16 protein-coding genes and 1 pseudogene are annotated in these 21517 nt (G+C 62.3%); 7 read left to right on the top strand and 10 right to left on the bottom strand.

The genetic code is table 11. The annotated features are described in order from the left end of the window. Positions 1 to 276 precede the first annotated feature (276 nt). Together tcmP and AC1MLZ_RS24755 are read right to left on the bottom strand one after the other, a co-directional pair. Positions 277 to 1509, bottom strand: a complete 1233-nt coding sequence (gene tcmP / locus AC1MLZ_RS24760) for a three-Cys-motif partner protein TcmP (RefSeq protein ID WP_480962465.1) — start codon at positions 1507 to 1509, stop codon at positions 277 to 279. Further along, positions 1509 to 2177, bottom strand: coding sequence for a DUF5131 family protein (locus AC1MLZ_RS24755; protein WP_480962472.1), 669 nt, complete (start codon positions 2175 to 2177; stop codon positions 1509 to 1511). Before AC1MLZ_RS24755 ends, tcmP begins: the two co-directional genes overlap by 1 nt. A gap of 109 nt (positions 2178 to 2286) precedes the next feature. Between AC1MLZ_RS24755 and istA (AC1MLZ_RS24750) the strand changes: the two genes are divergently transcribed. Both istA (AC1MLZ_RS24750) and istB (AC1MLZ_RS24745) read left to right on the top strand, forming a co-directional pair. Next, positions 2287 to 3798, top strand: coding sequence for an IS21 family transposase (gene istA / locus AC1MLZ_RS24750; RefSeq protein ID WP_480962471.1), 1512 nt, complete (start codon positions 2287 to 2289; stop codon positions 3796 to 3798). Next, a complete protein-coding gene (gene istB, locus AC1MLZ_RS24745; protein WP_480962464.1) occupies positions 3785 to 4513 on the top strand; it encodes an IS21-like element helper ATPase IstB in 729 nt (242 codons plus the stop codon). Before istA (AC1MLZ_RS24750) ends, istB (AC1MLZ_RS24745) begins: the two co-directional genes overlap by 14 nt. A gap of 167 nt (positions 4514 to 4680) precedes the next feature. On the opposite strand, the pseudogene AC1MLZ_RS24740 reads toward istB (AC1MLZ_RS24745), so the two are convergent. Next, a pseudogene (locus tag AC1MLZ_RS24740) lies at positions 4681 to 4771 on the bottom strand (DUF5131 family protein); the annotation flags it as partial. A 178-nt stretch (positions 4772 to 4949) separates the two neighbouring features. Between AC1MLZ_RS24740 and AC1MLZ_RS24735 the strand changes: the two are divergent. The 4 genes from AC1MLZ_RS24735 to istB (AC1MLZ_RS24720) all read left to right on the top strand — a co-directional run bounded on the left by AC1MLZ_RS24735 (position 4950) and on the right by istB (AC1MLZ_RS24720) (position 12418). Further along, positions 4950 to 6227, top strand: coding sequence for a three-Cys-motif partner protein TcmP (locus AC1MLZ_RS24735; protein ID WP_480962463.1), 1278 nt, complete (start codon positions 4950 to 4952; stop codon positions 6225 to 6227). Between the two features lie 152 nt (positions 6228 to 6379). Continuing rightward, on the top strand, positions 6380 to 9730 hold the full coding sequence (locus AC1MLZ_RS24730) for a type ISP restriction/modification enzyme (protein WP_480962462.1): 3351 nt from the start codon (positions 6380 to 6382) through the stop codon (positions 9728 to 9730). A 352-nt stretch (positions 9731 to 10082) separates the two neighbouring features. Then, complete coding sequence (istA, locus tag AC1MLZ_RS24725; protein ID WP_480962461.1) at positions 10083 to 11570, top strand: IS21 family transposase; 1488 nt, start codon at positions 10083 to 10085, stop codon at positions 11568 to 11570. 14 nt (positions 11571 to 11584) lie between these two features. After that, positions 11585 to 12418, top strand: coding sequence for an IS21-like element helper ATPase IstB (istB, locus tag AC1MLZ_RS24720; protein WP_480962470.1), 834 nt, complete (start codon positions 11585 to 11587; stop codon positions 12416 to 12418). 341 nt (positions 12419 to 12759) lie between these two features. On the opposite strand, the gene tnpC is transcribed toward istB (AC1MLZ_RS24720), so the two are convergent. The 7 genes from tnpC to AC1MLZ_RS24685 form a co-directional block, all read right to left on the bottom strand. Next, positions 12760 to 14313, bottom strand: a complete 1554-nt coding sequence (tnpC, locus tag AC1MLZ_RS24715; protein WP_253070056.1) for an IS66 family transposase — start codon at positions 14311 to 14313, stop codon at positions 12760 to 12762. A gap of 61 nt (positions 14314 to 14374) precedes the next feature. Next, positions 14375 to 14722: an IS66 family insertion sequence element accessory protein TnpB gene (gene tnpB / locus AC1MLZ_RS24710; RefSeq protein ID WP_480962460.1), complete on the bottom strand. Its 348-nt coding sequence runs from the start codon at positions 14720 to 14722 to the stop codon at positions 14375 to 14377. Then, positions 14719 to 15117, bottom strand: a complete 399-nt coding sequence (gene tnpA, locus AC1MLZ_RS24705) for an IS66-like element accessory protein TnpA (protein ID WP_480962459.1) — start codon at positions 15115 to 15117, stop codon at positions 14719 to 14721. The genes tnpB and tnpA overlap by 4 nt, the downstream gene beginning before the upstream one ends. Before the next feature lie 272 nt (positions 15118 to 15389). After that, complete coding sequence (locus AC1MLZ_RS24700) at positions 15390 to 18023, bottom strand: AAA family ATPase (protein WP_480962458.1); 2634 nt, start codon at positions 18021 to 18023, stop codon at positions 15390 to 15392. Further along, the gene (locus tag AC1MLZ_RS24695; RefSeq protein WP_480962457.1) at positions 18020 to 19135 is read right to left on the bottom strand and encodes a metallophosphoesterase family protein; all 1116 of its coding nucleotides are present in this window, start codon (positions 19133 to 19135) and stop codon (positions 18020 to 18022) included. Before AC1MLZ_RS24695 ends, AC1MLZ_RS24700 begins: the two co-directional genes overlap by 4 nt. Positions 19136 to 19256: 121 nt before the next feature. Then, positions 19257 to 19643, bottom strand: a complete 387-nt coding sequence (locus AC1MLZ_RS24690) for a type II toxin-antitoxin system VapC family toxin (RefSeq protein ID WP_480962456.1) — start codon at positions 19641 to 19643, stop codon at positions 19257 to 19259. Next, positions 19640 to 19885, bottom strand: a complete 246-nt coding sequence (locus tag AC1MLZ_RS24685; RefSeq protein WP_480962455.1) for an AbrB/MazE/SpoVT family DNA-binding domain-containing protein — start codon at positions 19883 to 19885, stop codon at positions 19640 to 19642. Before AC1MLZ_RS24685 ends, AC1MLZ_RS24690 begins: the two co-directional genes overlap by 4 nt. A gap of 340 nt (positions 19886 to 20225) precedes the next feature. Here AC1MLZ_RS24685 and AC1MLZ_RS24680 point away from each other — a divergent pair, with 340 nt between their 5' ends. Further along, on the top strand, positions 20226 to 21512 hold the full coding sequence (locus AC1MLZ_RS24680) for a glycoside hydrolase family 130 protein (RefSeq protein ID WP_480962454.1): 1287 nt from the start codon (positions 20226 to 20228) through the stop codon (positions 21510 to 21512). Positions 21513 to 21517 lie beyond the last annotated feature (5 nt).

Genomic DNA, 21517 nt, shown 5'->3' with positions numbered 1-21517 from the left:
ATGCGGATGCGTTGCAGGGGTTCCACCACGAGTTTGCAAGTTTGAATCCCTAAATCACCTTACATTCCTGTTCTGGAATGGAAAGGCCGGGCCGGACTAGAGCCGGGAGACAAACCGGTCCGGCTCCGTCTCCACACGAGGGGCGGCCGTTGACCTGGAGCAGTTCGACCCACAACCGATCATTCACGTGCCCCTCCCCGCCTCCCAACTTCGAACATCCGTTCGTTTTTTGGAGTTCCTTTAGGGATTAGGCCTCTTGTAGCTCGCCTGCGCCATTCAGATCAGCGATGCCTGCACCATCTCCGTCCCGCTACGTCGGACAAGATACCTGTCCTCGGGCGTTCTTTTGGCTCCAGCCGGCCAATCCGGAAATTCGAGCACGCCGCTTCTGCGATACTCGTTCGCAATACGCTTCAAGTCTTTCAGCCTAATAATATGCCGCGTTAGCACCATCGGCCAGATACTGTCCCAACGAACGCCCGGCCCGCCTTGAGGCACCAAATCCAGAAGCAGATCTCGGGCTCGACGATTCTCGTCTACGAGCGAGATGGAACTACGGTCCGGCCCCATCTCGTGCGTAGATGCCAGCAATTCGAACTGACCGCTGCGACTTTCCCGCCCTTCCAATTTTCGACGGCCACGAATGTCGCTCTGCACGTCAAGCGCATCGACGTGGCAATCACGAAAGACCTCGATCCCCTTCGGTCGACGAGTGCCGTAGACCAGGAAGTACAATGTCCGGTCCTTCGTTGGCTTCAGGACGTCCACATCGGACACGAATGGATACCCGCCGACGTCCGCAAGCGCCGCTCGAAATTCATCCACGAGCGCTCCCTTGCGCGCATCGGAGACGCGGTGGCCCATGGTAGTCGATGCGTGCTGCCGGTCGAGCGACCGTATGCGCGAGCGCCAGTCGCGACCAGGCGTCAGGCGATCGAGCTGACCTGCGATCGCCGCCTCCTCGGACAGCGCAAAACGATTGATGAAGTCGAACATGAAGTTGAACACAACCTCGCAGTTGTACCGCCCGATCAGGGGAGCGATCGCTTTCAGATCGACCGTCCATCCCTTGGGGTCGATCAGGACGAACGAGAACGCCCGCGCCGGTATCTGTGTAGCGATCGTCGGTGCAACGGCTGTGAAGTCGTCGTTGTGTGCGATGATCGTGACCTCGGGGAACATCTCGCGAAGCCCATCTAGCTTTGCAAACGCCGCCTTATTTTTCTCGACCAAATGCGCCGTCATGCGCACCTGACGGCGTTGGGCCGGATCAACCATGCTCGCCCAAGTATGCTTCGCGAGCGTCAACGCTCTGAGCGCGATGCCGAACGAGGTGTCCTCGAAGCGTTCGCCGCTGTTCTTCCATGGGCCGGAAAAACCATCGACATAGACAATCTCGTCGTATGCGCTGGCGACTTTGAAGATAAGGCTTTCGAGATAACCCGCGAGGAAGTGATGCTTCACGTAGGCTTGCTCGCGCCCTTGATAATTCGCGAGATCCAGAGGCATCAGGCAGCTCGCGATGCGACCGGCATTGGAAGATCGTTCCACTCGCGGCCATCGAGATCACGACCGCCCGTCTTCGGCCTGATTCCGCCCCATTGCTTGAAGAAGAAAGCCACGTCCTGCGCGGCGCATTGATCGCGGATCTCTCGCGCCCATTCTATTGCCATCGGTCGCGCGCCAGGGCCACTTTCGCCACCGGCGATCACCCAGTGAATTCCCGAAAGGTCTACCGGTCCAACGGCGCCAATCAGCGGCTCGATCGACAGGAAGCGGACGGCCGCTGGCGACTGGCGAAGATGCTGAATACGTGCGCCTGATCGACTATCCTCGACCGACACGCCGAGCCAGATGTGCTCAGGGGGCGTCACCTCGCGATAGCGGCGCTTTAGATAGGTTCGCATCAGAGAGCTGCGTTTGGTCAGCACCTGAAAGACGTGCCATTCCGCCTTCTCCATTGTGTCGAACACGCTGTCGATGAAGGTCCTCGGCACGTCCTTGTGAAACAGATCGCTCATGGAATTCACGAAGATCATTCGTGGACGCTTCCACAGCAACGGCTGGTCAATGCGCTCGGGACGGAGCGTCAGATCGAAACCGTTCTCGAACGGGTGCCCGGGGATACCGCGCCACCTCTCCGAGAAGCGGGCCGCGTAGCAGTTGTCACTGTGGATCGGCGTGGAAAAAGGACCCCGGTAGCGGGGTGATCGGCGTCGAAAAAGGACCCCTCATTCCGTTGGTCTAAGGCTGTCCGCTTGGCAGATGTCAGGCGGCGAGATCGGGATGTTGGTATTGGAGACGGTATTGAGGATCCGGCGCGAGCACGCGTCGGGCAAAGCCATCAAGGCGATAATGCGGGACCTGCATTTGTCACGCGGGGTGGTGCGCAGGGCGATCCGGGCGCCGGAGGCGGACACCAAGTACCGGCGAGAAGTACAGCCGTTGCCAAAATTGGGGCCGTTTCAGATGCGGCTCGATGCGCTGTTGGAAGAGGATGAGGCACGACCGCGGCGCGAGAAGCTGCGCATTACGCGTGTCCATGATCTGCTGCTGCGCGAGGGGTTCGACGGCTCGTACGACGCGGTGCGCCGCTACGCTACCCGCTGGCGGCAAGCTCGACGTCGCGACGTAATGGACGCGCCAGCGTTCATCCCGCTGCTGTTCCGGCCGGGCGAGGCCTATCAGTTCGACTGGAGCCACGAAGACGTCGAGATCGCGGGCAAGCCAATGCGGGTGAAGGTCGCACATGTGCGGCTATGCGCATCGCGGGTGATGTACGTGCGAGCCTATCCGCGCGAGACACAGGAGATGCTGTTCGATGCCCATGCGCGGGCATTCGCCTTCTTCGGGGGCGTGCCGACGCGCGGCATCTACGACAACATGAAGACCGCCGTGACGAGCGTGTTCACAGGCAAGGAACGGGTTTTCAACCGGCGTTTTCTGGTCATGGCGAGCCATTACATGGTCGAGCCGACGGCTTGTTCGCCGGCAGCCGGCTGGGAGAAAGGCCAGGTCGAAAACCAGGTCCAGACGGCACGCGGTCGGTTCTTCCAACCGCGCTTGCGTTTTGCCAGTCTCGAGGAGTTGAACGGCTGGCTGGAGGCGGAATGTCGCCGCTGGGCCGACCTGCACCAGCATCCTGAGCAGAAGGAACTGACGGTCGCCCAGGCATGGACGGCTGAGCGCGGCGTGCTCCAGCCGGTTGCTGCCTCCTTCGACGGGTTCTACGAGAGTGAGCATGCGGTGAGCGGCACGTGCCTGATAAGCTTCGACCGCAACCGCTATTCCGTCTCGGCCAAAGCCGTGCGGCGCACGGTTCAGGTCCGTGCCTATGCTACCCGCATCGTCGTGCGCCTTGGCGGTGAGGTACTCGCCGACCATCCTCGGTTCTTTGGTCGCGACCGCACTATCTACGACCCGTGGCACTATCTGCCGGTGCTCGTGACCAAACCCGGCGCCTTGCGTAACGGCGCGCCGTTCCAGGACTGGGAGCTGCCGCCTGCGTTGTCACGACTGCGGCGCAAGCTCGGCGCTGGCGATGATGCCGACCGGCGGTTCGTGCGTGTGCTTGCAGCGGTGCTCGACGACGGGCTCGATCTCGTCGAGGCGGCCGTCCGTGAAGCACTGCTGGCGGGTATCACCAGCGACGACGTCATTCTCAACATTCTCGCCCGTCGGCGCGAGCCGCCACGACCGTTGGCCATCGTCACACCCGAGGACCTGGCGCTGCGCCATCCGCCTCGTGCCGACTGCGGCCGCTACGACAGCCTGCGAGGTTTCCATGCAGCGGCATGAGATGATGGCTGCCATGGCCGAGTTGGGGCTCAAGGGCATGGCCGGCGCCTTCGACGAGGCGGTCACCACCGGCCTGCAGCGCAAACGTACGATGATGGAAATCCTGACGGACCTGTTGCGTGCGGAGACGACCCATCGCCATGCGGCGTCGGTCCGCTACCGGATGTCAGCCGCCAAACTGCCGGCGGTAAAGGACCTCGACGCCTTCGTATTTGACGGTACGCCCATCAACGAAGGCCTGGTGCGCTCGCTGCACAACGGCGCGTTCCTGGCCGGCCAGCGCAACATCGTGCTCGTCGGTGGTACGGGCACCGGCAAGACGCACCTCGCCAGCGCCATCACCGCCAACGTCGTGCGAAACGGCGCCCGCGGCCGCTACTTCAATACGGTCGACCTAGTGAACCGGCTCGAGGAGGAAACCCGCCTCGGCAAGGCCGGCACGCTTGCAGCCCAGCTGTCACGCCTCGAGGTCGTAGTGCTCGACGAGCTTGGTTATCTGCCGTTCGCCCGCTCGGGCGGCCAGCTGCTCTTCCACCTGGTCAGCAAGCTCTACGAGCGAACCTCGGTCATCGTCACGACGAACCTTGCCTTTGGCGAATGGCCGACTGTCTTCGGCGACCCCAAGATGACCACCGCGCTGCTCGACCGCATTACGCACCACTGCGACATCGTCGAAACCGGCAACGACAGCTGGCGCTTCAAGCACCGCAGCTAGCCCTCGGGAACCCGACAGAGGAACGCTTCGCGCTGGTTACGCCTCCGGACGGGCTACGCCCGCCCTACGCCGCAACCAGCGCGAACGGCGCGTCCGTTACCGTCACGCTGCCCGACGAAGGGGGTCTCTTTTGGACGCCGATAGGGGGTCCTTTTTGGACGCCGATTGACAGTTGTCACAGCCAGCCGTGATCTTCGTGCAGCCCGTGACCGGGTTCCACGTCGCATCGGTCCACTCGATTGCACTGCCATCAGCCATAGTTTTCGCGCCCCAGAGAACGAACCGTGAATCTGCCACATTGCGATTCGCGGCGCAACGAAATTGACAGGCGAACATGGCGATTTCGCGATGCCTGCGACGGTTTCCGCTAGACAGAAACGCTAGGGCACACCCATATTCCGTCCTCCGGCGGCGGGGCGTCGGTGAGGTCTGATCAATGGGGAAGCGTCCGGCATACGATTGGATACTGGGCGGTGATCTGCCCGAACTTGGCCGTCATAGCGTTGCCAAGCACGAAGTCTTCGATCGCTATATTGCGGCGTACATCCGCACGCTCACCCGCAACCATCTTAAGCGAGCGTTGAACCTGACCATCGTCGATGGTTTCTGTGGCGGCGGTCGTTACAGTCTCGATGGTCAGGAAGTCGATGGATCCCCGCTTCGTATGCTTGCCGCCGTCGAACGGGCGCAAACGGAACTGAGCGCCGCGCGCGCAATGGGCTTCGAGATCAAAGCCGACTTTGTCTTCATCGACGACAACCCCAACCATATCGAATTTTTACGCGACCTCCTGGAGCAGCGCGGCCACGGTCATCGCATCGGCCGCGACATCAGAATCATCCAGTCGACGTTCGAGGACGCATGCCCCACGGTCATCGAGGCTATCCGGAAGAAGGGTAGTGCACACCGATCACTGTTCTTCCTCGATCAGTATGGCTGGAGCGACGTCACGTTCGCAACGGTGCGGCATATTATGAGTCAGTTGGCGAACCCTGAGGTTATCCTGACCTTCATGGTCGACAATCTCGTGAACCTTCTTCACGAGCGCATGTCGGATTTCCGCGCCCTGACCGCGATCGACTACGATCGTGAGGACATCCGGGCCCTAATGGCGCTGAAACAGCAGAAGGGCTGGAAGCGCATCATCCAGAATACCGTCTACAGCCACATTCAGGCGCGAACGGGCGCGGCGTTCTATACCCCGTTCTTCATCCACCCCGAGAAGTCGAACCGTGACTATTGGCTCATTCATTTGTTCAAGCATCATCAGGCCCGCGAAGAAATGGGCAAGGTGCACTGGGGCATGGAGAACACCTTCGAGCACTTCGGTCGCACGGGGTTCAATGCCCTTGGATTCATTCCCGGGGTCGACGTGCGCGAGGACAACTTCGACTTCGGATTCAACGACAATGCCCGGACGCGATCGGAAGTTGCCGTCCTGGACCAGCTCCCCCGGCTCATCCATGCCAGCGCCAGAGAAGGCGGGAAACCGCTCACCAAGCAGCAGATCTTCACATCGCGTTGCAACGATACGCCCGTGACTGGAGATATCGTCGACAGTCAGCTGTCCTTCCTGCGGGAGCAGAAGGAAATCGTGATTACAGCCGCTGACGGGTCAGTCCGACGATCGGTCAAGCAGTTCGCCTGGGACGATCACATCGAGCCAGTACGCGAACCCAGCCTGTTCTCGATACTCGGACAGCACGCCGCCTAGGCCCGACAGGGCCGCGATTGAACCATCCGAGTCCGATAGAGTTTGACTGCTATGCTTGTCGCTCGCCGGTGCCCATCCTAGAACCCGTGTCGATTAACGGGGTAAGGGGCAGCGACGACGTGACACTGGCGTCTGCGACATCGACATTCGGCGTGGCCGCCAGGAAGAAGCTGAACAGCCCCGCCATCACCGGCGCGCCAGAGGATCAGCTTCGGGCACCGCTCGAGGAATACCTTGCATCGCTTGCCGACATCATCGGCCTTACGAAAGGCACCATGGTGCTCATCGGCGAGACGTCGCTCGCCGATCTCAAGACGCGACCGGACTATGCGGTATCCGTCAAGGACGCGCTCGTGGGATTCATCGAGGTGAAGGCCCCATCGAAGGGCGCAGATCCACGAAAGTTCGGCGACAAGCATGACAAGGCGCAATGGGAAAAGCTCAAGTCGCTGCCCAACCTCCTTTACACTGACGGCAACTCCTTCAGCCTGTGGCGCAACGGCGAAATAGACGGCAAGGTCGTTCACCTTGACGGTGACGTCGAGACATCCGGCGCCGACCTCGAAGCGCCAGAAGCGCTTCTCGGGCTAATATCCTCATTCTTGGCGTGGGAACCGATCCCACCACGGTCCGTACCCGAACTGGCGCGCGTGAGCGCCCGCCTCTGTCGGTTGCTACGCGACGAGGTCACCGAGCAGATGGATGAGGGCAACCCCGCTCTGACCGGGCTGGCGGAAGACTGGCGCAAGCTGCTCTTCCCGACCGCAAGCGACGTCGAATTCGCCGACGGCTACGCGCAGGCTGTGACCTTTGGTCTGCTCGTGGCACGTGCGAAGAAGATCGGCCTTGCGCAGGGGCTGGATGCCGCCGCGGCCGAACTTCGTAAAACCAACTCACTCATAGGGACGGCCCTACGACTGCTGACGGACCAGGCTGAGAACCGCGACGCCTTGAAGACGTCGCTCGCGACGCTTACCCGGGTGCTCGACAAGGTGGACTGGAACAAGGTCAGCAAGGGTCAGCCCGAGGCATGGCTCTATTTTTACGAGCAGTTCCTCGAGGTATACGACAACGCGCTCCGCAAGAAGACCGGATCATACTACACGCCCCCGGAGGTCGTGCAGGCGATGGTCGGCATGGTAGACGAGGCGTTGCGGAGCCCCACTCGGTTCAACCGGGCGACCGGCCTCGCGTCCTCCGACGTGACGATCGCCGACCCCGCGGTCGGCACCGGCACATATCTCCTGGGCATCATCCGCAAGATCGCAAGCACCATCGAGGACGAGCAGGGCCTCGGTGCGGTACCAGCGGCGGTCGCGGCGGCCATGTCCCGGCTCATCGGTTTCGAGATCCAGTTCGGGCCTTTCGCTGTGGCCCAATTGCGCATGCTCGCCGAGCTAGCAGTACTCGACGAAAAAGAGGACGCCACCGAAGCGCCACCGCTGCGGCTTTTCGTCACTGACACCCTGGGCAACCCGTATGCCGAACAGGAGTGGATCCCGACAATGCTGGAGCCGCTTGCCCAATCAAGAATGGAAGCCAACCAGATCAAGCGCTCCGATCCGATAACAGTCGTGATCGGAAACCCACCGTACAAGGAAAAGGCGAAGGGACGGGGCGGATGGATTGAGGCAGGGGACGGCAACAACGCCGCACCGCTTGGCGACTGGGTGCCGCCACCCGCGTGGGGCGTTGGCGCACATACAAAGCACCTGTACAATCTGTATATCTTTTTCTGGCGGTGGGCGACATGGAAGGTGTTCGGACCCAATGCGGGTTCCGAGGCGTATGCAGGACTACCGAGCGGAAACGGCACCGAAGCCAAGGCCGGCATCGTCTGCTTCATCACTGTCGCGGGCTATCTTGCCGGCGATGGTTTTCAGAAGATGCGAGAGGACCTGCGGAGGTCGGCGGACGAGATATGGGTCATCGACTGTTCGCCCGAGGGTCATCAGCCTGGTGTTGCCTCACGTGTTTTCCAAGGTGTTCAGCAGCCGGTCTGCATCGTGCTAGCTTCGCGAACCGGGAAACAGTCGCCTTCCGAACCTGCGGTTGTTCGATACCGTGCCCTGACCGCCGGTCCACGAACCGCAAAGTTCGTTGATCTCCAAAACATATCGCTGGATGACTCTGGCTGGGCGGTGTGCTCGTCCGAATGGCGTGATCCGTTTCTCCCAGCGTCGGTAGGAGCCTGGGCGACCTTCCCGGCGATCGAGCAATACTTCGTCGATAGCCGATCGGGTGTAATGCCAGGTCGAACCTGGGTCATCGCACCTGATGTCAGCAGCCTTAAAGATCGATGGGCCCGATTAACGCGTGAGAAGGACGACGCCAAAAAAGCAGCGCTTTTTCATCCCCATCTTCGCAAGGGAAAGCCGGGCGACAAACATATCGACAAGCATGTAGCCCGAGGACTCCACGGTCACGAGCAACGATCCAGCCCAGTTTCAGGTGATACCATGCAGGCGATAGAGCCTGTTCCGTATGCCTTTCGGTCTTTCGACCGTCAGTACATCATTCCGGACGCCCGTCTGATCAATCAGGCGAATCCCTCTCTTTGGTCAGGGCATTCCAACGAGCAAGTCTATCTGACGGTCTTAGACCACCCGGCACCATCGGCCGGGCCAGGATTCACGATAGCAGCAAACATTCCTGATCTCGATCACTTCAAGGGATCGTTCGGCGGTCGCGTATTCCGACTGTGGAATGACGCCGGCGCAACCATAAGCGAGATAAATCCAGCGCTAATCGAAATTCTAGGCACTCGCCTTGGCACAGCCGTCAGCGCACAGGAGGTAATGGGATATATTGCGGCGATAGGGTCGAGCTCTGCCTACACTGCCCGGTTCGCCGCTGATCTCCGAACTCCTCCATTGCGTATCCCTCTGACGGCGGATCCGAAACTGTTCGAACAAGCGGTCGAAATCGGTCGTACGATCATCTGGCTACAGACGTTCGGAGAGAGATTTATCGATGTTGGGTCGGGTCGATCCCACGGCAATCCTCGATTGCCCAAGGGTACCGGGCCGACGATACTCGCCGGCGGTGCGATACCGTCCTCTTCGGCCGAAATGCCAGACGAAATGCATTATGACGCCGCAAGCCGTCAGTTGCGTATCGGAAAGGGTGTCATTGACAACGTCACAAGCGAGATGTGGAATTACGCAGTCGGTGGGAAGCCCATTCTGCGTCAATGGTTCAGCTATAGAAAAGCCGATAGAAGCCGACCGATCATGGGCGACCGTCGTCCCCCTTCCCCGCTCGGCGATATCAAACCGCAGGGTTGGATAGCGGAGTACACCACGGATCTGCTGAACTTGCTGCATGTGCTTGGCCGTCTCGTAGAGATGGAGCCGTTGCAAGCAAAGCTGCTGGAAGCCGTCTTCAATGGTCCTCTGATTACAGCTGTGGAACTTGCTACAGCTACGGCTGCACATCCAACCAAGGGAAAGATGGCCGGTAAGGTCGCCCATCAAGCGCAGCTGAGCATGTTGCCTAGCTAACCGAAAGTTTGGCAGCGAAGTCTCATACTTCGCATGGTGAAGGGTAAATTGGCCCGCGTCACTATTGGGCCGGTACGGCACGACAGAGTGGATGCGATCTTAGGCCACTGTTTCGGCTTCGACCACGGTAGAGGACGCTAAAATATTGGCCAGGATCGATAGGAATACCACAGCTTGAAAAGCGAAGGTCTCGTCGCCTCTTTGATCTGGTGAGCATGAGTATTGCGAAGGTACGAGCTGTAACTGTGAAGGGCGGTGACAAACCAGGCCACAGGACCGCCGGCGCAGTGCCTTCGGGGGCGGAGTAAAATCCGGCCATTTGTTAAGCTGCTCCCTTTGCGGAGCGGCGGGGATGTTTGTCGTGGAGAGCTACGCAGCAGTCAGACGGTTTGTATTTGTCGAGGGTCATAGTCGCCGGGAAGCGGCGGAAGTGTTCGGACTGAACCGCGATACGGTACGCAAGATGTGCCTGTATTCGGCGCCTCCTGGATACCGTCGGACGAAACCTCCGACCAAGCCAAAGCTCGGGACGCTGCTACCGGTTATCAACGCAATCCTGGCAGCCGACCGCGAGGCGCCGGGCAAGCAGCAGCACACGGCCAAGCGGATCTTTGAGCGGCTACGCGACGAGCATGGCTATACGGGCGGCTACACGATGGTGAAGGACCATGTCCGGCTGTGCAGGGCACGCGGGCGCGAGACCTTCGTGCCGCTGGCGCACCCGCCAGGGCATGCACAGGTCGACTTTGGCGAGGCGGTCGCGGTCGTCGGCGGGGAGCGGATGAAGATCCACTATTTCTGCATGTCGCTGCCGCAGTCGGATGCGTGCTTCTTCAAGGCGTATCCGCGCGAGACGACCGAGGCGTTTCTTGACGGGCACGTGTCAGCATTCGCGTTCTTCGGGGGCGTGCCGCTCTCCATCCTCTACGACAACACGACCATCGCCGTGGCAAAGATCTGCGGCAACGGAACGCGCGAGCGCACGCGTTCCTTCACAGAGCTGGTGAGCCACTATTTGTTTCAGGACCGTTTTGCGCGTCCAGCGCGGGGCAACGACAAAGGCAAGGTCGAGGGGCTAGTGAAGTTCGCGCGCAACAACTTCATGGTGCCCGTGCCGGTCGCTGCCAATTTCGATGTCTTGAACGCCAGGTTCGAGGAGTCCTGCCGCGCGCGTCAGGGTGAGCATGCCGGTCAGCACGCGCAGACAATCGCCGAGCGGCTGGCGGCTGACGTAGCAGCGTTACGCCGTTTGCCAGCCGTGCCGCTGGAGCCATGTGAGAAGCGCGCCGGGCGCGTGTCGTCGACCGCGCTGGTGCGCTACCGGACCAACGACTATTCGGTACCGACCGCGTACGGTTTCCGCGACGTGGTCGTGAAGGGGTTCGTCGACGAGGTCGTCATCCTCTGCGCGGGCGAGGAGATCGCCCGGCACACGCGTTGCTACGGCGAAGGCGTATTTGTCTCAAATCCGCTGCACTATCTGGCGCTTATCGAGACCAAGCCCGGCGCACTCGACCAGGCAGCGGCCCTTCGGGACTGGAACCTGCCGGACATCTTCCAGCATCTGCGGCACCTGCTCGAGGCCCGGATGGGGAACAAGGGCAAACGCGAGTTCATCCAGGTGCTGCGGCTGCTCGAAGCCATGCCGCTTCCCATCGTCACAGACGCGGTGACCGAGGCCATCCAGTTGGGCGCTCCCGGTTTTGACGCGGTCAAACTCATCGCGCTGGCGCGTATCGAGCGCCGTCCGCCGCGCCTTGATCTGGCGGCGTATCCGCACGTGCCCAAGATGGACGTCAAGACGACGCGCGCGGCCGACTATGCGGTGCTGGCAGCATGACGACCAAGGACGCCATGCCGGTAGGCACGATGGCCGGCACGCCACAGGTTCTGCTCGCCCATCATCTCAAGCAGCTCAAACTGCCGACCATCCTGCGCGAATATGAGAAGGTCGCGCGCGAATGCGCGCAAGGCGGGGTCGACCACACCCGCTACCTGTTGCGGCTCATCGAGTTAGAGCTCATCGACCGCGAGCGCCGGACCATCGAGCGACGGATCCGCGCGGCCCGCTTTCCGGCGCTGAAGAGCTTCGACACGTTCGAGTTCACCGCCATCCCCAGCCTGAACAAGATGATGGTCATCGAGCTTGCCCGGTGCGAATATATCCTGCGCCGCGAGAACGTCATCGCGCTCGGCAACAGCGGGACAGGCAAGACCCATGTCGCCATCGCGCTCGGCCTGGCGGCTTGCCAGAAGGGCTTCACGGTCGCCTTCACGACCGCCGCCTCGCTGGTGAACCAGCTGCTGGAGGCACGAGACGAGCGACGGCTGCTCAAGCTTCAGCGTGAGGTGGCAGCCGTGAAGCTGCTCGTCGTCGACGAACTGGGCTACGTTCCGTTGTCCCCGACCGGCGCCGAGCTGCTCTTCGAGGTGCTGTCGCAGCGTTACGAGCGCGGCTCGACTATCATCACCTCCAACCTGCCGTTCGAGGACTGGACGCAGGTGCTTGCTTCCGAGCGGCTGACCGGCGCGCTGCTCGACCGGCTCACCCACCACGCCACCATCCTGACCATGAACGGCGACAGCTACCGCCTCAAGCAGTCCACCGGACGCCGACGACGCGGGGCGGAGCAAAACCAGGCCTGTGTCCTGTCCGACCCGGACACCGGCGAGATACTATCGCCCTGACCGCTAGACCGATGACGGCAACTATATGAAAAGGGCCCCGATCGGGGCCCTTTTCATATAGTCAGCGCGCGCCTCAAGTGGCCTGCTTTTACTCCGCCCCGCTGGCCTGGTTTTGCTCCGCCGTTGACATGTAACCCTGGAACAGGAACATGGCGCACTGCTGCTGGCTCCCGCGCGTCTCCGTCGAGAGATCCGACGGCACGAGCACCTCGGCCCCTTCAAGCTAAAAACGCGGCCGTAGGACCTAGGGTCGTCCTCTATCTCATGGAAGCATGCGGAAACAGGTCCTAACGCCCGAACAGTGAAGAGTTGATTGGTAAGCGTGGCCGGCAGACCGCAGATTACGCGGCTTGCGCCACTGGCTCTGCGGTTTGCGCGGACCAGTTCCAGGGCATGAGTTCGTCCCATCGCGCGGCCGGCCAATCCGCTGCGATCTTCCCAGTGACGTCGGCGATGTAGGCCTGCGGGTCGACGCCGTTGGCCTTGCAGGTCTGGATGACGGTGTAGATCGCCGCGGCGCGCTCGCCGCCCGTTTTCGAACCAGCGAACAGCCAGTTTCGCCGTCCGACGGCAACGCCGCGCAACGCGCGTTCGGCGATGTTGTTGTCGATCTCCAGGCGCCCGTCATCGAGGAAGCGACACAGTGCGAGCCATCGCTTCGTGCCATAGGCGATAGCCTTGGCCATGTCGGACTTTGGCGACAGGCGGCGCAGTGCTGCGTCCAGTGCCTCGCGCAGCGCATCGACTAGCGGCTTCGTCCGGTTCTGCCGCGCCGCCAGCCGCACGTCAGGCGGCCTGCCGCGGACCTCGGCCTCTATGCTGTACAAGGCACCGATGCGTTCAAGAATCTCGGTGGTCAGCGGCGTGGCAACCCGCTCGTGCAGGTCGAACACCTTGCGCCTGAAATGGGCCCAGCACGCGACTTCTGTGACGCCGCTTCGATAGAGCCCGTCGTAACCGGCATAGGCGTCGGCCTGGAGGAAGCCTCGAAATCCGGCGAGATGGGCTTGCGGATGTGCACCGGTACGGTCGGTCGTGAAGCGATACCATGTCGCTGGCGGAGCCGTGTTACCGGAGGCGCGGTCATCGACTGCATAGACCCATAGTCGCCCGGTCGCGGTGCGTCCGCGGCCTGGGTCGAGCACCGGGACTGGCGTGTCGTCCGCGTGGATCTTGTCGCCTTTCAGCACTTCCTCGCGGATGCGACTGACGATGGGGTCAAGCAGCGCGGCTGCATGACCGACCCAGCCCGCCAGCGTCGAGCGGTCGATGTCCAAGCCTTGGGCCGCCATCATCTCGGACTGCCGATAAAGCGGCAGGTGATGTTCGAACTTCGAGACGACGACATGGGCCAGCGTTGCGAATGTCGCCTTTCCGCGTGCGACTGCCTTCACCGGGGCAGCCGCCTGGACGATCTTCTCACACGTCCGGCAGCTGTATTTCGGTCGGACGTTCCGCACCACGCGCCAGTGCACCGGCAGGACGTCGAGCATCTCATGGGCGTCCTGCCCGAGACGGCGTAACGTACCGCCGCAGTCCGGGCATGTGCAGGCGCCGGAGGCGGGTTCGTGGACGACCTCCTCGCGTGGCAGGTGGTCGGGCAACGCACGGACTGATGCCGGTCGCCCGGGCGTGTCTGACAAGGCTGCGCCGGTCTCCGGGACTGCGCTCTCGGTTTCCAGTTCCTCGAGCGCGAGTTCGAGCTGAGCAATCTCGCGCGTCAGCTTCTCGGAGGATGCGCCGAACTGCATCCGCCGCAGCCGGGCGATCTGACCACGCAGTGTCTCGATGAGCAGGTCGCGAGCGGCAAGTGCTGCATTGGCCCGGGCGAGCGACGCCTCCAGCACGGCAATCCGGGCCTCGGCATCAGATGGGGCAAGAGGGGCTTGCGACACCTCATTTTCATAGCAGTTCGCCCACTCTCACACGAGCAAAAATGGCAGAAAAGCTATGTTTTTAGCCTGCCAATGTTGGTGACCAAGTCCGCTCGGGGCGGCGCCAGTCGATGCCCTCCAGAAGCATCGAGACCTGCGCCGATGTCAGCGCCATTGTGCCGGTCGCGGTCACCGGCCAGACAAAACGGCCCCGGTCCATCCGCTTCGAAAACAGGCAAAGTCCCTGACCGTCGAACCATAGCAACTTGATCAGGTCGCCGCGCCTGCCGCGGAACGCGAACAGCGCACCGGAATGTGGTTTCTCCCGGAGCACCTGCTGCACCAATACCGCCAGGCCATCGAAGCCCTTGCGCATGTCGGTGACGCCGCACGCCAGGAATATCCGCGTCGATGTCGGCTGCGGGATCATCGCGCCAGCACGCTGATCACGCGCGACAGCGCCTCGGCGTCGACCGTGCCGTCGACGGTCAGTCGGACACCCGAAGGCAGCTCGATGCCGATCTGCCCCGTGGTCCGGGCGTCCGCTGCCACCTCGACGGGCGGCGCCGACAGCATCACGGGCGGCTCGCTGATCCGGACTTCAGCAAATGCGGTCTGGGGCCGGGCCGGCACTCCGCTCAGTGCACCCGACATAGCTTGACGCCGCCAGGTGTAGATCGCGCCGCTGCCGACCTCGTGACGCTCGACCGCCGCCCTGATCGACCCATCCGGCCCAAACGCATCGCGTAGGATCGCCAGCTTCTGCTCGACCGTCCAGCGGCGTCGACCCGACACCCGACCGACAATCTCGATACGACCACTCATACGACCGGTCGTATGACTACTCGCTACATCTGCGGCTGGTTCGATAGTCTCGTCTGACATCACGGCCCCGTTCAAAGAGCCGCCATCAACCCGTCGAACGCTCCGCCTACAAGGCGACCTTCAGACCACGCTTACGTTGATTGTCCCAGAGTGCGGCTGTTCAGCGCCCGGCGGCACCTGAATGAACGGCAGCTTACGGCAGTCGCCGCTCCAAAACGGTCAGTCTGTTATCCACCAGTTTTGCCGAAAAACCGACGTTCCGCTTTGCGTCGCTACTCGACTCCCGTCAGCGTTATGCGGCTGCCGAGATGCCTAAAGGCCCGATCGCGACAGGTCAGCAGAATGACCTGCATTCGCGTCGCAGCATCGGTCAGGATCTCGGTCATCAGATCAAGGCGGGCGTCGTCCGAATAGACGAGCGGATCGTCCAGGATCAGCGACACCGGCACACCCTGCTCCAGCAGCATGTCGGCAAAAGCCAGCCGAGTGAGCACCGCAAGCTGTTCCTGAGTACCCCGGGAAAGGTCACCGCAATTTTCACCGAGCCCGCCGCGCATGATCGACGTGAGGCCCAGATCATCACCGAAGCTCGGATCGCAGCCAGGCAGGAGCCGTTCGATATGCCGGCGTGCGCGCCGCGCAACCGGCCCGACGAACGTCCGTGAGGTCTCTGCTCGCGCACCTTCCAGGGTGTCGCGAAGCAGCTTCAGCGTTTCCGCCTCCTGCGTCACGCGCGCCAGGTTGGCGGCCGCAGCATCCGCTTCTTCTCGCGCAGCCGCGGCGCGGTCCGCCAGTCCCTTGCCGCCTTCCGCCTCGATCCGCGCCTCGAGCCCGGCGATCACCTTCTCCAGATCGATGCGCTGCGTCCTGGCGACCTCGACACGTTTGTCCAACACCCCGATCTGGCGCTCGATCGCCGCCACGTCATGCGCCGTCGCAGCACGTTCGGCGTCCTGCAGACTGACGAGTGCTGCCGCTTCCCGCTGACGCGCCTCCAGCAGAGCCTCATCCAGGCGATCTACCTCAGGCTTAGCTTGCAGAGCAGCGAGCTGCGCTACGGCGTTGACAGCATCACGCTCGGCGCCAGCTGCCTGAACCATCAGCGGCGCATTGCGCGCTTCCAGGTCGCGCAGTTGCGCAGACGCCGCCTCATCCACACCCTCCGCCCTTGCGAGCGCTGAGTCCGCCTCCGCCGCAATCACCGTCAATGCGTTGACGTCCGGTCCCTCCTCACTGCCCTCCCCTTCCGCGCTATTCGGCAATCCTGCCATGAAGGTCTTCAGGGCCGAAGCACCGGCGGCGAGACCGAGCAACGGCACCGCCGGCGTGAGTCCTACTATCCGCGCTTCGAGTGTTCGCACGTTGGCGACAGCATCACGCGCGACCTCGTTACGTGATCGGGCGTCAGCGACACTCGTCACCCCGTGGTCAGCCAAGGCCGCGCCCAGATCGTCGCGGGCGTTGGCGAGTGCCGTCTCGGCGCTTTGCAGCCCCGCTGGCGGCCGGATGATCAGCTCGGCGCCGCCAAGCTGTATGCGCGTCTCACGCGATAGCGTCTGGTCACCGCGCTCGACCGGCATTCCATCGATCCGAACGCCGCTGACATCGCCTGCGAACTCGATCCGGGTCGCGCCCGCCTCAACTGCCGCGCGCGCCTTGTCGACGCCACGTTCGCGTTCCTCCAGCGTCTTGATGACGCTGGAGGGGATCACTGTCGCACCAAGTTCGCGCGCTGCCTCCAGTTCGGCTTCGAGGGGAAGCAGTTCGGCGTGCCGCTGGCGTACCCGGGCGATCTCGACGTGACGTGCTCGTGCGGCAACCAACTTGGTGGAACCCTCGAGCGCCGCGTGCGCCTTGCGCCGGTTGCCGCGGGCGGTCGCCAGCCGATCACGCGCCGTACCCGCTCGCTCCCGCGTGCTGGTCAATTCCTCTTCCAGGCCGGATCGTTTCTCACGGGCCTTGCTTAGCGCTGCGGCCGTGTCACTGACGGCCTTCCGAGCATCGGCGAGACGCGCGGTGAGATCCTCCAGTCCCTTGACCTGATCAGCAAGGCGGCCTTGCTCAGCCAGTCGGGTATCGCGCAGCTGCGCCGCGGACCGCGCCACGTCGATCTGACCAACCAGAACCTTTCGCCGATCTGCGTCCGTCGTATCGGCAAGATCACGGTCCAACACCTTCAGCCTGGCCCGAGCTGCCTCAAGATCGGAGAAGCCCTGTTCAAGGGTGGCGAGCCGGGTGGCCGCCTCGGTCGCAGCGCTCTCGGCCGCGTCATGCTCGGTACGTGCTGTCGTCTGGCGACCGCTAGGCCGGCCAGTGGTGGTCCAATAGTCTGCGAACTGGCTGTCGATGCGGGGCCTCACACGCTGGTAGGCTGCACCGCCCATGATCGTACCAACCTCGGCCTCCAGCGTGGCGCGCACGCTGTCACGGACTATGTCACCCGGAGCCGTGACTTCGAGCGCCTGGGCCTGGCCTACCCAAAGCAGCCCCAGCGCGCCGTGCGCTGCCGCATCACCGGCCTGGCTCGTGTCGCGACGCGCGCCGAGCAATGCCTGCAGCTGGGCTTCGGCATCTTCGCCCTGTGCACGGCCGTTTGGTCCACGGACCTCGACTGACGCACCTTTCAGGAAGCGCTTGTTGACCTGCCACTCTTCGCCTCTCGCCTCGAAGCCGATCTCGATCTGGGGCGCGACGGCTTCACCGTGCGGCGCATAGCTGCGCGCCAGCCGGTTGGCTGTGTTGTGCCGAATGAAGAAGGCTGCACGCATGGCTTCGAGCAGCGTCGACTTGCCGGTCTCGTTCGGCTCGATGATGACGTTCAGGCCGTCGGTGAGCCCATCGAGAACGAACGGATCGCGAAACTTGCGAAAGTTGGTCAGCGCAATGCGCCGGATCTTGAGGCTCATGCTGCGTCCTGTCCGCGCTGATATTCTACAAACAGGCGCTCGAGCGCCCGCTTGGCGGTGACGCCGTCGGCACCCCCCACCTCAATCATGCTCATCAGCTTTGCGGCAGCCGTTCCGATCATCCCTTCGACCTGAAGGTCTGCCAGATCCTGCTCGCTCGGCCGTCCGACGAGATCATCCGCCGTCACCGCCAAATGGCGCAGACGATGGCGCAGGTCATTGTCCAGCCTGCCGAGGATCGCGATCCGGTCAGACAGGCTGACGATCCCGGCCAGCGACAGCTGCAGGAGCGTTGCCGACGGTTCGATCGGTCCGAGCAGCCGTTCGCACTCAGCAGCAAAGCCATCCGCGTCCGGTATCGTCCATTCCCGCATCAGCCACTGGAACCTGCCCGTCCGGATCGGCAACACGACGGGCTCCACGCCTGGCTCAAGCGCCACAAGCAGGGCATATCCAGGTTCGTCTCGCTGGAAGCGGTCTGTTTCTGGGGTGCCCGAGTACCAGGTGCGCGCGTCGACCCGCAGCGCTCCATGCCAGTCGCCGAGCGCCAGATAGTCCAGGTTGGAACGCTGGGCTCGATCGGGAGCAATCTGGTTTTGCGCCTCGCCACGCGACGAGAAGTCACGGATCGAACCATGGGCCAGGCCAATGCGAAGCGTCGCGCCCGGCGTCTCCATCGTGTCGAACAAGGCCGTCGGGTCATCCAGATTGTGCCGGTGGGTCAGCGGCGCTGGCAGGAGCCAGTACCCTGGCTCAAGCTCGCAGGGCATCGGCTCGGTGACGATGCGGATGTTCGTTGCCCCCTTTGCGCGGACACGGTCCCAAAGACCGCTGTTGCGGGCGAAGTCGTGATTACCGGGGAGCAGCCACCACGTGCAGGCATATCGCTGCATCCGCGACACTGCCTGCACGATGACACGATCTTCGGGCCCTTCGGTATCGAAGACGTCGCCAGCGACCAAGACATGCGCAGCGTCATGCTCGGCCGCGGCCTTGCCGATGGCATCGATCGCGTCGAAGCGCGCCTCGCTGAGCGCCGCACGGACATCACTGTCGAAGCGACCATAGGGCTTGCCGAGTTGCCAGTCAGCCGTGTGGATCAGGCGTAGCATGAGAGCTTTCTAGTGATGGAAGGACAGCTGGGGGAACGGACCCGTCTCCCCTGCCCTACCCCGTACCTGCCGATGCAGTTAGCTGGTGATGCGTAAGGAGCAGACGCGTGGTCGTACGATGCTACCGGATCGTCACAACCTTGACCTCGACGGCGTCAGCGATCTTCTTCCAGTTCTGATCGCTCGTCCATGCCGGTAACCCGTCCCGCTGCGCCAGTGCCAAACAAAAGCGATCACCAAGGCTAAGCCCCGCCTCAGCCGTCATGGCGTGCAGCCGCCCGGCGATTTGCGCCAGAACCTTGTCCGCCGGCACCACGGTCAGTGGCAACGGGTCGAGCATGGCATCGACTTCCCGCTCAGGCATTCCAGCGTGAATGAAATGGGTGACCACTTCCGCGTAATTCACGCTGCTCACCCGCGCACCGGCGATCACAGCCGCTACCTTGGCGGATCCTTTCTCACCCTTGATCATGGCGATGAGCGCGGACGCGTCCAGCACCACGGTCATTCGCCGCTCTCCTCGCGGCGCCGGTTGAGAAATGCGTCGACCGAGGCATCGGGATTTCCACCGGTATATTGCTTGGCCAGCGCCTGCGCTCTCGCCACTGCCTGGTTCGCGGTTCGCAGGACGACCCCGTCTTCAGTTTCATCGAGATAGATCGCACCGCCGTCAGTTAGACCCAACCTTTTACGAACGTCTGCGGGCAGGCTCATGCGCCCGTTCGGAGTTATGTTGATCTGTAACGTCATGACGGCACCCACCTCAGCACACAGCATCGTCGACGCTGATTAGCCGCTTACAAGCGCGACGGCAATCCTGGCCAGACTGTGTCATCGCGCGTCTCTTGTGGCAAAAAGGTGCGTTAATGTCCGGCCGCCCTCAATTTGCCCAAATCAGTGCGAATCGGGTTCCTTTAGAGTATACCTTAGGAAGACCAGCTTAATTTGACCAACTTTTCAATCTTTATCAGTCCGCAAATGCCGACCGGCACAAGATCGTCACAAAGCCAGGGATCGTGAGTGATCCAGCGCAGTTATCCCTTGCGTCTTCAACATCCGTTGGCGACCCCGCCCGAAAGGTCCGCTGCCGATGAACGCTGCCGATGTCTTCTCCAAGCTCGATCTTGAGTTGAAACCCAATCCGTCGCGCACCGTGATCCGGCCTTTCAGCTTCGGCTACCCCGCCGCCTTCGCAGGTGATCACCCGCCGCGTCCGCAAGTGGTGGTCGATCGCATCCGAGCACTGGAGCCCAAAATGCGCGCAAGAATGCGCGATTCGTTGCTGACTCCGATGCGTGAGCGGCACCGCAACGTCGAACAAGTGCTACTTCGCCGTTTCGAAGAGGTACGGGGCGACATCGGTGACGGCGAGTTTGATGCGGAGGAGCAATTGCTGATCGGTGCTTATTTCAGCCAAGAATATGCGTTCGAGTCCGCCGCCCTGTTTAATCCCAGCCTCGTCGCACTGACCAAGGAGGACCCGTCGGTACCGGGTGCCGTTCGCTTCGTCATGTCGCTGCGCGGAATCGGCGAAGGGCATATCTCGTCTGTTACGATGCGCACCGGCGAATGGGGGCCAGGCGATCGGCTCGTGGTTGATCCGCCCAGTTCGGAAGCGGTCCCGCCCCGGATCGACCGGCAAGACGATGGTTGGGTAAGACTGGTGTGCGAAGATAGCGAAGACGTGTCGGAAACGATCATCTTCCCGGTCCTGCCTAGCCAACGACAAGGGGTAGAGGATCTACGCCTTGTCAACTTCACTGATCATGACGGCGTACGTAGCATCATTGGCACCTACACCGCATTTGACGGCAAGAACGCGCGGCAGGAGATGCTACGCGGCGTCGACCTGCGCACGGTAGAGATGCGGCCGCTGGCTGGCGCGATGACCGGGTACAAGGGCATGGCCCTGTTTCCCCGTCGAATTGACGGGCAGTTCGTAATGCTGGGGCGGCAGGACAGCGAAAATATCTGGCTGCTACGTTCTGACGATCTCTACACCTGGGAAACCGGCACGCCGATCATGGCGCCAAAATACCCATGGGAATTTGTGCAGCTAGGCAATTGCGGATCGCCGATCGAGATCGACGAGGGTTGGCTGGTCTTCACGCACGGCGTCGGGATGGTCCGGGGCTATTGCGTCGGTGCCTGCCTGCTCGACCGGGACGACCCCTCGAAGGTCCTCGCCCGAACACCGTCGCCTCTGCTGTTCCCCAGTGCCGAACATCGCGGCGGTTACGTACCCAACGTCACTTATAGCTGCGGCGGCATGCTCCACGACCGTCGCATTCTGCTGCCCTATGCGATCGGTGACGAATATTCTGCGTTCGCGGTGGGTAAGGTGGACGACATACTGGAGGTGATGGTGCCGGCCTGAACCTT

Source organism: Sphingomonas sp. PEI4, assembly GCF_056679955.1.
Note: the sequence above shows the minus strand (reverse complement) of the source record. Positions and strands in the feature narration are given on the sequence as shown.